The sequence below is a fragment of the Alteromonas sp. AMM-1 genome (assembly GCF_047290655.1).
GTDB lineage: Bacteria > Pseudomonadota > Gammaproteobacteria > Enterobacterales > Alteromonadaceae > Alteromonas > Alteromonas mangrovi.
This window is the reverse complement of the sequence record NZ_JBLBUE010000113.1, coordinates 1-11,218: the sequence shown is the minus strand read 5'-3', so window position 1 is coordinate 11,218 and position 11,218 is coordinate 1. Positions and strand designations below refer to the sequence as shown.

The window sequence follows — 11,218 nt, the reverse complement described above, 5'->3', positions numbered from 1 at the left end:
TGCCTGGTGCCAGTCGTTGCATTTGGTCAACAAATGGATGAATGCCAACCAGAAAGACAAATTTTGGGGCTGCGATGCTATGGCTTGTTTAAAATATCTGAATGGATGGTCATCGCCACTGAACCACAGCCAATTTGCCAGTTCGATATGCAGTTCACTGTTTGGCCCCGCCAATGCTAAAGCCCTTTCGTACGCACTCAAGGCCTCTTCGGCATTGCCCGCAAGCGCAAGACTTCCGCCAAGGTTCCGCCATGCGCCCAAATCCTGAGGATACAACTGAGTACGGCGTTTATCTAAACTCACTGCGTCGCTGTATTTGTGAAGTCGACGGCACACCATACTGGTGTGCTGTAGCAATCGGGGATGCTGTGGTGCATAGGGTAATAGCTGTGCGGCGATTTCATAACTTTGCTGTAACAAACCTCTGCTTGCAACACACTCGGCAATACTCACCCGCGCCTCAAATGCGTTAGGATTCAGTTGCAAAGCCTGAGTGTAATATTGCTGAGCCTGAACAAACTGCGATGATCGTTGCATTGCCCGGGCAGCATTAAAATAAAACTCATACTGAGGGCCAATTCGGCTTAGACCATTTTTAAATACGCTAATCGCCTGGGAAAACTGATTCAGTGCAATAAGTAAGTTACCATAACCGTTAACCACAAAAGCCAGGTGCGACGACTTCTTGTACAAGCGTTCATAGCCTTTTTGTGCTTTTTCAACTAACCCCTGATGGCGCAACGCGTTTAAATACAACGAAGTGACCAGAGGGTCGGCTCGCAGGCTGTTTTGCGGTGACTCGAAAGCAACAATTAACTGACCATATTGCTTTTGCTGATATAACGTTTGAAAAAGATGTTGATTCACAGTGAATTAATACGTTCCTCTATCGACATTTGCCAGCATACCATAGCTTTTATGCCACTGCTGCTGCGACGCAATCAGTGCTGATATGGCAATACGCTCTTCTGAGGTCAAATCCGGATGCCATAGATCAAATATTAATACAGCCCGCTCCTCTATATGCGGGTTACCCGCGCTGTGCAGAAGCGAATCGTCAAAAATCAGGTAATCCCGGTTTGCCCAGTCCCGTCTTTCGCCTTTAACTTCCAACCATGCGTTTTTATTCACTTTTAGTGGAAGGTGTGCAGTAACCTTCACATTAGATAAACCAAAATGCGGTGGTATATAGGCGTCTGGTTTAAGTACCGAAATAAACATCTCTGGCGCATGTGGCGGACAAGTGGCCAAATCGTTCTGAGCAACGAGTTCTCGTATACGCACAAGCCGCTCATCGTCTAAGGGCATATAGTTACCGCCCTTAATAAGGGTGGTAGACATCCACTTATTCTGGTTCAGCGCCTGCCACTGTTCCGTGTCAGGAAGATTGGCAAAATCATCAAGGTAATTTTGACTGCCTAACTGGTGATTTGTGTTTGCGTAGTCGGTGAGCAGCGATGATACCTGTTCCTTAATGCTGGCAAACCCTTTGAACTCTGATTCATCATAAAATGCGCTGTCGCGTAAACAAGGTACGTAAAAATACGAAGGACGTTGCAGCTCAGGCAACGCTAATGGCTTTAGCCCCACCAGGTTTTCTATTGCAGCATTCAGTCTGCCAGAGCAAGTGCCAAAAGGCTGAATCCGGGTATAGAGGTCTCGACGCGCCAGATTCGCCGCGTTTTGCACGTGCGTACGGTGATTGTTATTTTGGAATGGCCGTTGCCTGAAAAACGCAGGGTTACTGCTGTGCAGTGCGGCATAATAATTTAAGGCAGAATCAAAATCAGATACAGCCAGGGCTTTTTCAATGTTTAAAAGTAATTCATTCATAGATAACAAAAGAGGTGCATGTTGCACCTCTTATACAAAAAACGGTAAAGCGTTAATTCTCGGTAGTCATACGAGTACGGCCGTAACGCGTCATCGCTTCATTTGCGGCTTCACGTTCTGCTTCTCGCTCTTCGGCGGTACGACAAACTTTCGTCATCATATTAGAACCCACCCGTTTTTCAAGCTTACACACTACGCCGTCATGTTCTTCAGCGTTAGTGTCTGCCTGAGCAGTAGTAACTGAATCTGTCGAATTACAGCCCATCATGACAAGGCTAACCATGCCTATTACTGCCAACTTTCCTTTCATTGTTATTTCCTCTTTAGAGTGTAAATACTGTGACCATAGTGCGTTGTTTCCGCCCTTATCCATTTGGTCATAATCCATTTTGTTCCTTTTACTACCGGCATTCCCGCATGATATGACGCAGTTAATACATTGAGATCGTCATCAACGTTGTCAAACATCAGTACACTGCCAGCAGGCGGATTTACCGTCAAGCCTTTACGCAAAAAGGCGGTTTCGCCTCCTTCCTCGGCTGGCTGTAAATAGCATATCTGCGTTTTAATTCGCTGACCGCCATCCTTTTGCATTTCATGTAAAGCAGCATCGTTACCCACAAAGGCGTCGTAATGCGGCTTGTACTGCTGATATTGCTCATACTTCAGCACACTTAACGGTTCGCCCTGCGATGCGGGCAAGCCCGACAAGCTGGCAAGACGTTTCTCCACTTCAAGAGAAAACCAATCAATATGTGCACCACTCACCTGCAAATACGTACTGGTTCGCACTGAATTTGGTTTACCTTCGCCCGAAATCGGGTCGAATATTAACGACGGCTGCATGTGAGGATTAAACTTTAGTACAAAATGCCTGCATATCATAGGGCTGAACACATTTTGATACAAAGCAATACCGACATCCTTCATTTCCAGTGTAGGTTTCAATACCCTGTTTTTATTGTAGTTATTTACGATTTCTGGAAAAGCGACCTCTCCTACCTCAGACTGTTTTGCGACAGAACGCGGCAAGTTAAGCTGAGTGGCAGTATCAGGGGATATCGTCCAAAGCTGATTTACATAGTAATTGTAATAGTCGGTGTTCTCCGACATCATCAGTAATACCAGCAACGCCTCAATATTAGCCTTATTAGCCTCGGCATTGAGCCAGGCAATATCTGCACTGTCGGGGGCATCAGCGCTGAAGAATACTTTATTCAACACTGCGCGATAGGCTGCCCCAATCAATCCCTGCAGAAATTTGTCAGTAAGGTATTCATATGACGCTGAAGGACTGTCGTCAAGCAACGCATCAGCATATGCAAATGTGGCGGGCACATGACGCTGCTCTGCAAGCTTGCTGAGGGTTGCTATAGCCATTGACCGCTCTGGTCCTCGTAATGCCTGAAGCGCCCAATTAAAAGATTCTTGTGGGTTCATGAACTTGTATTAACTATGTTTTGGCAAAAAAAAAGCCTCTTTACAGAGGCTTTTTTAACATGTTTAGCTAATTCTTAGAAGCTCATGTTTACGCGAGCGTAACCAAAGCGTCCAGGTACTTCGTACATTGATGGGTCGAAGCTGTTAGCGAATGTGCTGTACGATACTTCTGGATCAGTATCCCACACGTTGTTAACACCTACAGTAAAGCGCAGGTTGTCATTAAAGTGGTAGCTGAAAGAAGCGTCGTGGTAAGCCATTGCTTCCAGTTCGTTTGTGCTGCCGCCATCTGGGTTGTAATCAGAACACAGATCGTCGTCGTAACCACCACCGATTGAACATGCTTCAGTAGTGTTACCGATGTAACGGATCAAGTATGTTGCTGAGAAGTCTTCGTAGTTCCAGATTGCAGACAGGTTAGTACGTACGCGTGGCACAACGTCACGGTCGCCAGCCTGACCAGCATCGTTAAACTTAGTTACTTCTTTAGTTACCGGGTCGATTACCAGCGTAGTACGCTCGTCAACGTAAGTACCATCCATTTGCAGGCGGAAATCACCTACAGAAGTTTCGAAGTTATACGCGATTTCCCAGTCGAAACCAGAAGTAGTTTGACCACCCAGGTTTACCAGACCGTTGTACAGGTCAACAACGTTACCTGATGGACCACGCTGGATTAACGAACACAGGGTTCTGCCATCGGCAGCACACGCATTCAGAATAGTTTGCGCACCAACTGAAGATACAGCATTCTCAACTTCGATATCAAACATATCGAATGTTAAAGACAGGCCTTCGATAAACTCTGGGCTGTACACGAAACCAATTGTAGTACTTTCAGCTTCTTCAGCCAACAGCTCAGGGTTACCACCAACGGTAATACGAATCTGAGTATTAGGCTGTTGATAACCAGTAGGAATACCCGCACAACCTGGCAACGTTGGGTTCGCTGAACCACCACCATTACATGGGTCAGTCAATGGCGAGAAGCTATCAGCCTGTCCACGGAACAATTCAACGATTGAAGGTGCACGGAATGCTTCAGACCAGGTACCACGTAACAACAGGTCTTCGGTTACCTGCCACTTCACACCCACTTTAGAGTTTGTCGTGTCACCGAAGTTACTGTAGTCAGAGTAACGGGTAGCCAGTTCAAGATCTAAACGCTCAACTAATGGCAGACCTTCTAATACTGGAACAGCTAATTCTAAATACGCTTCTTCTACGCTGAATGAACCAGAAGTAGCCTGACGAGAGTTACCAGAAGTAATACCCGCAGCAATCAGCGCATCTGGCTGGTCGTAACCAGACTGCCAGCGTTTTTCGTAACCAGCAGCGAATGCCAGGTAACCAGCTGGTAATTCAAACAGGTCACCAGTAACGTTTGCCTGATAGCTTTCAAGTGTTGTACCCGCTGCATCCTGTGCTGTGAAGGTAATGTAATCAAGCATTTCCTGCGTGATCGAGCCTTCGTAAAGGCCAGTAGAGCCACCGAAAAGATCTAACGGCACACAACCATCGCTTGAAGAGTTACATACGTCAACATCACCGATCGCTTTCGCTACACGGTCCATGTTCAGCAGACCTTCAGTAATTTCGTTCTGAGCGATGTCTGCATAGGTGTAACCAACGTCCCAGTAGAACTCTGAGCCGCCAATTTCAAAGATACCTTCGAAGCCACCATTGAACTGGAATTGGTCAACGTTCTGAGCAAAAATACGATAGCCCGCTTCCATCATACGACGACCAAACAGATACATAACCGCAGCGTCCTGGTTGAAGCTGCCATCGGCATTTTCATAAACGCTTGCATCTGTACTGATGTCTAAACCAGTTGGGTTGTAAGGGTTGTTAGCTGCCAGTGTGAAACCTTCATCACCAAACGCTGTACCGATGAACAGGGGAGTAGGTGCAAGTGCCTGAGCGGATTTACGGTTGTTGTAGAACGCTGTTGCAGTAGCAGTAATGTTGTCAGTCAGCTCGTAACGTGCCTGTGTGTAAACTGCAGTACGTTCCTGTGGTGTTGACAGGTAGTTAAATGGTGCAAAGTTGAAACGGCTGTCTGGTTCAACCCAGCTATTAATACCGCCATTGCCATCGCCCTGACCGTTAACACCCCAGAAGTCACCCGCCTGGTCGTAACCGTAGTAATAGAAACGGCCTTGTGGTGGAGCAGAAGAACCGCCGTAAGTAGGCGCTGTACCAAAAGTTGGTACTGCAGAGATCGCACGATCACCTGCCAGTGTTTGCTCTTCTTCAACGTAGCTTACGTTCATGTAAACACTGCCGCGATCGCCAGTGAAACCGAAACCTACGTCGTATTGTTCTTTGTTACCGTCGTTGTAGCTTAAGTACTGACCTTGGTATGCACTTGCGTGGAAACCTTCGAAATCAGTACGGGTAATAATGTTGACAACGCCCGCGATCGCGTCAGAACCGTATACCGCAGATGCACCGTCTTTCAGTACTTCGATGCGGTCGATGATGCTTGCAGGGATGTTGTTTAAGTCAACCGCACCACCCAGACCTGGAACCCAGCGCTTACCGTTAACCAATACCAGTGTACGGCCAGAACCGATACCACGAATGTTGATAGTAGTAGTACCATCACCACCGTTGTTGTTGTTGGTGTTGATTGCAGAACCGGCAGAAGGAATTGCCTGAAGAACGTCACCGATTGAAGTAATACCGAATTTTTCGATATCTACTGCTTCCATGACGGATACTGGGTTTGCACCCTCGATTTCTGTACGTTTGATACGAGAACCTGTAACGGAGATTTTCTCAATCGGCGCATCAGCTTCAGCTTCTTGAGAAAACGCAGCGTTTGGCGCTACCAATGCAGCAGAAGCAGCACCGAAAGCACAGGCCAGCTTTACTGACTTAGCCAGTTTAGAGTTTGTAAACATGTATTGTCTCCCTGGACCACTATTTACTTGTTATGTATGTCGATTAAACACGACTTTTTATAGACGAGACGCAATGCGTCAGCCACGATAATAACCAGATAGCGCCAAAGGGGTCAACACTCATAGAGGCTTGTATTCCGAAAAGTTCCGGAGAATTGCTAATAAAAAATTCTTATCGTAAAGTTATCCTTACAGTGTGTTAATAAAAATTCACTAAATTGATGTTGCTATTTTAACCAGACCAACGCACTTGACCCAGCACCTTTAAACAATTTTACCTTTAATTTCATAACCTTTACGTAAAGGTGATGAAATTAAAGCCCCTGAAATCAGAGGCTTCGACTAATTAATATCTCAGGCTTGCACTAAATCGGAAGTATCTTGGTGTTTGCCAGTTTGTTGGCTGACCATAGAAGCTATCCATTGTAGGCATCACTCCCAAAGCGTGATCCGAACTTTCGTCATCGTAAATCTCATACACTTCGGTCACCGTGTCATTGTTAAATACGTTGAACACATCTGCACGCAGTGTCAGATCGTAATCATCGCCCAGGTCCATGCTGTAACTTGCGGTCAGGTCCAACGACCAGTTGCTTGGTGTGGTTCCCAGTGAACCGCGTGGTACCAGTTCACCCTGTGCATAGAACGATTCTGAACCGTACTCACGAGCGAATTCGTCGGTTGGGTGATAACCAAACGCGTTGATAGGACGACCACTTTGCCACTGTAAATTGGCGCCGATTAGCAAACCATCTGCAACCTGGTATGAACCAAAGATTTTCACCATATGGCGGCGATCATTGGGCAGGTTACCGTAGGCACCATCCAATAACCCTGGTTGGTCGAATAAGGTAGTTAAACCTGCATCATCCTGACCGTTGTCTGAGCGGACATAACCTTCGTTGTTACCCCAGCTGTGCGACCAGGTGTATGCCGCATTTAATAACCACTCACCATCCCAGGCTTTCTGGAATGTCAGGTCAATGGCCGCATACTTACGAATAGACTCAGGATAACCTAAATCATCGGCAGGAATTGTATAGGTATCCAGTGCTAACGGACCATCTCCATCCGGATCAGTCGTGATGGTAATAGCCGTACCAGGGTTAGTCAGAACGTAGTAATGGAAGCCAGTACATTCAGTACAGGATTCGCCATATTCACGCTCCAGATACTGGTTGAAACCATAATCGATAGCAACGTCTTCAATGGTAGTTGCCAGTTCACGGTAGGTACCCTGAATTGCTACGCTCCAATCATCGGTAAGTTGCAACTGATAACCAGCAATAAACTCATCTGAGTACATTGGATCAATATCGGCATCCACGATTTCATCTGGAGACGGAACATCGCCATCTGAGTAAATAATCGTTTCGCGTGTTTGCGCGCCATCGAAGTTAGGAATGTCTAAAGACTCATCAGCATAACCAGTCCAGGCGCGGAATTCGTGGATGTAGGTTTCTGCACCCGACAAGCGGATATTGGTATTCGCGGCAATAGGCAGATAGTAACGGCCAAAACTACCCCAGACTTTAGATTCACCGTCGCCATTTACGTCGTAAACGAAACCAACACGAGGCGCCCACAGGTTATCCAGCTTAATGAACGAATCGCCTGCACCGTTGAAATTCTCAAACGAGTCATTGCGCAATCCCAGGTTCAATACCAGATTATCGGTTACTTGCCACTGGTCCTGAATGTAGAATGCGAGGTTTTCAGATTCAAAAGCCCCACCAGAAGAGTAAGTCCGTCGACGAACTTCAGTTGGCGTTGGATTTGCGGGATCAGTTACATCGTCAATGTAGATAAGGTAATACGCGCCACCAGAGTTAATAGTAGTTTGTACTGCTGTTAACTTTTCAAAATCCACACCAAAGCGCAGTTCGTGGTCACCCAGATACCAGTCCGCATCCAATCGCAACACTTCACGTTCGTCGTTCCCTTCACCATAAGTAAAGTTTGCCCAGTTACCCACTACGGTATACAACTGATTGGCATACGAGTACTCATAAACAGCAGGGTTAACATCAAGTGCGCTGGTTACTGAACGATTAGCTTTGTTCAGACCCCATTGGGCAGATACCGAAAAGTCGTCTGTAAGGATACTGGTGTATTTTACGGTATAGTTTTTACCGCCTTCCTGAGTAAGACCAACTGCATCCGCATCAGGATTGTACACACCGCTCTCGTAACGGTAAGAATAGTTAACCTGATCACTTTCATCAGAGAAACCGGTAAATTCCAGAATGTTAGAGTCGTTGATGTACCAATCGAGTTTTACGCCCCAAAACGCGTCGTCGTCTTCATCTTTGTATTTATAAGTGGTATCACCCAGGGTGTTGCCTGAATATTTAAATACATCTGAGCGCGGGTTGTACAGCACATAGAAAAACAGTTCGTCTTCAATAGCTGCACCGCTGGCCCATAGGTTCACATCCCAATAATCATTTTGGTCGTCGGTATTATTTATGCGTAAGCCATCACCTTGTTTGGTACTTGGCTTGTCTTCGCGCAGCGCATCCGGTTCGTAAATGGCGTTCACGCCCCATTTAAATTCGTTTGAACCAGACTTGGTTTTGGCGTTAATTACACCACCAGTCACACGGCCAAACTCAGCAGAATATCCACCGGTTTTTACTTCGAACGATTCAAACATTTCAAATGGCGGGTTTGATGAACCCACACCAGTACGGAAGTTCGTCAGGTTCAAACCATTCACGTAGTAAGCGTTTTCCGCAACAGAAGCGCCACCAATTGACGGCAAATCGCCAAACGCAGAGTCGCCTTTAGTTGTGCCCGGAGCAAGTAACGCTACACCAGTAAAATCGCGTGGTACGGGCACTTTGTCCAGTGTTAACGCGTCAACTACAATACCTGTACTGCTGCTGGTAACGTCAACCATGGCTACCGTTGTTCCGACAACAGAAATGCGTTCAACGTTGTCTTCCAGTAATGTGATATCAATATTGGTTTTGCCACTGATACCTACTGTGATTTCATCCTGAATAGTGGTTTGGAAACCCGCCTTTTCAGCAGTAACCTTATACGTACCAGGTGGTAGTAATGGGAAACGGAATACGCCGTTTTCCCCGGTAGTAACCGTACGAACCAATCCAGTATCCACGTTTTCGATTGTCACCGTGGCGCCTGTTAATACCGAACCTTGGCTTGTTACTGCGTTACCAGTAATGAACCCGTTTGTGTTTGCCGCCAGAACGGGCATTGCCATTCCCAGCGTTGCCGCAACTGCTAGTGCAGTAAGGCTTCTTTTCATTTTTATCATGCTTGTCTCCCTGGACCACTGAAGTGCTAACTTCGTCGTAATCGATTCGTTTTGTAAACGATATTTTAGAGTTGAAGTGGGAAATCCCCGGGAGAATGGTAATAGCTAAATAGACTTTAGTTCAATTTATAGGATGAAAAGATTGTGTAAATTATACAATTTAAACAACTGATTAGAATGAATTAATCTACTGGCGAGAATGAAGAATACAAAAATAAAACAAAAAGACAACACCATGACAACATAAGAGTAGAAATAATAACCAGCTGAATATGGTTGGTTTCATTTAGCCTGATTTCGAGACGATTTGTCGCATCTTTAATAAACCTTTTCAATTGCCGCTTTTTTAGGCCTGTTTCGCTGTCAATTTCATCAGTTTTTCACATTCATTTAATAAATTTTGTGCACTTGTACTCGACATCCCAATCAGACAAGCTATAAATGAAGTGGACATAACAATAAGGAATATTCCGTGAAGTTAGATGACGACATTCATAATTATTACGAACATCTGGTATTGGATCGTATTTCGCATTTAGGACTCGATCAAACTAAAACGGCAGATTACCTTGCCGATTTATGTTGTCTTGCGTTGAATCAGGTGCCGCCGCGCTACATTCGTTACGAAGTAGACATGGCGTTTTATTTACCGCAAAGCGAACGTCAGCAAATGGAAATGAACGTTGAATATGCGGTTGAGAAGGCGATTAAATTTTTAGACCAGGTTTCCCGTAAAGAAAGATAACCTGAAGTGTGAGGGATTTGGGTGGCAGACTCCCAGCCACATCCCGGCACATGAGTCGTCTGCTGCGGCTGCTCCCTTCCAGGCCTGACCGGGTTCACAGAGTATCATTGCGAGAGGACCAAGAGTCCACCATAGAAAACTGCGCTCCTTTCCAGGAGCGCGGCGCATTATGACGACTTGTGTCGCAAAGTTCAACCCTGAGTTGTAAAACGTTCTTCCGCGATTTGATTTGCAACCAGATTAGTTGCGCGATTCTCCGCTTCTGCGCGTTGGTATATCTCTACCAGCGTATCGCCAATCTTGGCAATATGAGCGCGCATAGCATCGTCAGACGAATCATCCAGTTTCTGATGATATATATCAATAATCCCGCCGGCGTTAATCACATAGTCAGGCGCGTACACTATGCCCTTTTCTTTTAATGCTGTGCCAAGTGATTCACGGGCCAACTGATTGTTTGCTGCACCCGCAATGATTTTTGCACGAATATCGGGTAACGACTCATCATTTATGGAGGAGCCCATGGCGCAAGGTGCGATAACGTCTACCGGCAGCGACAGGATTTCTTCGGGCGCTACAATGGTTGCTCCCAGTTCTTCCTGAGCGCGCGCAAGGCCTTCCGGATAGATATCAGCTACATACAATTGCGCCCCTTCAGCATGTAACTGCTTCGCCAGTCGGTATCCCACATGCCCCATCCCCTGAATGGCAACTTTTACGCCGCGCAAGTCACTTTTCAGTACGTGTTGTACCGTGGCTTTTAATCCAACAAACACGCCGTATGCCGTTGATGGCGCAGGGTTCCCGGTAGGGGCTTCCCCCAGGGCGTTATACTGAGCAGATGTCCCTGCAATGTGCGATGACTGTGTAGCCATTACCTGCAGATTCTCCACGCTGATGCCAGAGTCTTCCGCGGTAATGTATCGGCCGTTCAGACTTTCTACAAAGCGTCCCATCGCGCGCATCATGTCATCCGTTTTCACTTTACGTGGGTCACCAATGATCACC

General features: G+C 46.3%; 8 protein-coding genes and 1 other RNA gene. 1 reads left to right on the top strand and 8 read right to left on the bottom strand.

Annotated features, from left to right (window positions below; all coding sequences use genetic code 11):
• The 6 genes from ACLR2L_RS14930 to ACLR2L_RS14905 form a co-directional block, all read right to left on the bottom strand.
• On the bottom strand, positions 1-867 hold an 867-nt coding region (locus ACLR2L_RS14930), incomplete at its 3' end, for a tetratricopeptide repeat protein (RefSeq protein WP_413369163.1).
• 6 nt (positions 868-873) lie between these two features.
• Complete coding sequence (locus ACLR2L_RS14925) at positions 874-1,833, bottom strand: aspartyl/asparaginyl beta-hydroxylase domain-containing protein (RefSeq protein ID WP_413369161.1); 960 nt, start codon at positions 1,831-1,833, stop codon at positions 874-876.
• A gap of 52 nt (positions 1,834-1,885) precedes the next feature.
• Positions 1,886-2,143: a hypothetical protein gene (locus tag ACLR2L_RS14920; RefSeq protein ID WP_413369159.1), complete on the bottom strand. Its 258-nt coding sequence runs from the start codon at positions 2,141-2,143 to the stop codon at positions 1,886-1,888.
• Between the two features lie 2 nt (positions 2,144-2,145).
• Positions 2,146-3,213, bottom strand: a complete 1,068-nt coding sequence (locus tag ACLR2L_RS14915; protein WP_413369157.1) for a prolyl hydroxylase family protein — start codon at positions 3,211-3,213, stop codon at positions 2,146-2,148.
• A gap of 134 nt (positions 3,214-3,347) precedes the next feature.
• Entirely contained in the window at positions 3,348-6,182 is a 2,835-nt protein-coding gene (locus tag ACLR2L_RS14910; RefSeq protein ID WP_413369155.1) for a TonB-dependent receptor, read from the bottom strand.
• Positions 6,183-6,528: 346 nt separating this feature from the next.
• On the bottom strand, positions 6,529-9,465 hold the full coding sequence (locus ACLR2L_RS14905; RefSeq protein ID WP_413369153.1) for a TonB-dependent receptor domain-containing protein: 2,937 nt from the start codon (positions 9,463-9,465) through the stop codon (positions 6,529-6,531).
• A gap of 472 nt (positions 9,466-9,937) precedes the next feature.
• On the opposite strand from ACLR2L_RS14905, the gene ACLR2L_RS14900 reads away from it, so the two are divergent.
• A complete protein-coding gene (locus ACLR2L_RS14900; protein WP_140956034.1) occupies positions 9,938-10,210 on the top strand; it encodes a late competence development ComFB family protein in 273 nt (90 codons plus the stop codon).
• A gap of 27 nt (positions 10,211-10,237) precedes the next feature.
• Here the strand turns inward: ACLR2L_RS14900 and ffs are convergent.
• Positions 10,238-10,334: signal recognition particle sRNA small type (ffs, locus tag ACLR2L_RS14895), an RNA gene on the bottom strand.
• Positions 10,335-10,401: 67 nt separating this feature from the next.
• Positions 10,402-11,218, bottom strand: an 817-nt coding sequence (locus ACLR2L_RS14890) for an NAD(P)-dependent oxidoreductase (protein WP_413369151.1), incomplete at its 5' end; no start/stop codon positions are given.

Coding starts and splice junctions, on each gene's coding strand:
- ACLR2L_RS14915 (WP_413369157.1), bottom strand. CDS start 3,213: ATGGCTATAGCAACCCTCAGCAAGCTTGCAGAGCAGCGTCATGTGCCC.
- ACLR2L_RS14905 (WP_413369153.1), bottom strand. CDS start 9,465: ATGATAAAAATGAAAAGAAGCCTTACTGCACTAGCAGTTGCGGCAACG.
- ACLR2L_RS14925 (WP_413369161.1), bottom strand. CDS start 1,833: ATGAATGAATTACTTTTAAACATTGAAAAAGCCCTGGCTGTATCTGAT.
- ACLR2L_RS14910 (WP_413369155.1), bottom strand. CDS start 6,182: ATGTTTACAAACTCTAAACTGGCTAAGTCAGTAAAGCTGGCCTGTGCT.
- ACLR2L_RS14920 (WP_413369159.1), bottom strand. CDS start 2,143: ATGAAAGGAAAGTTGGCAGTAATAGGCATGGTTAGCCTTGTCATGATG.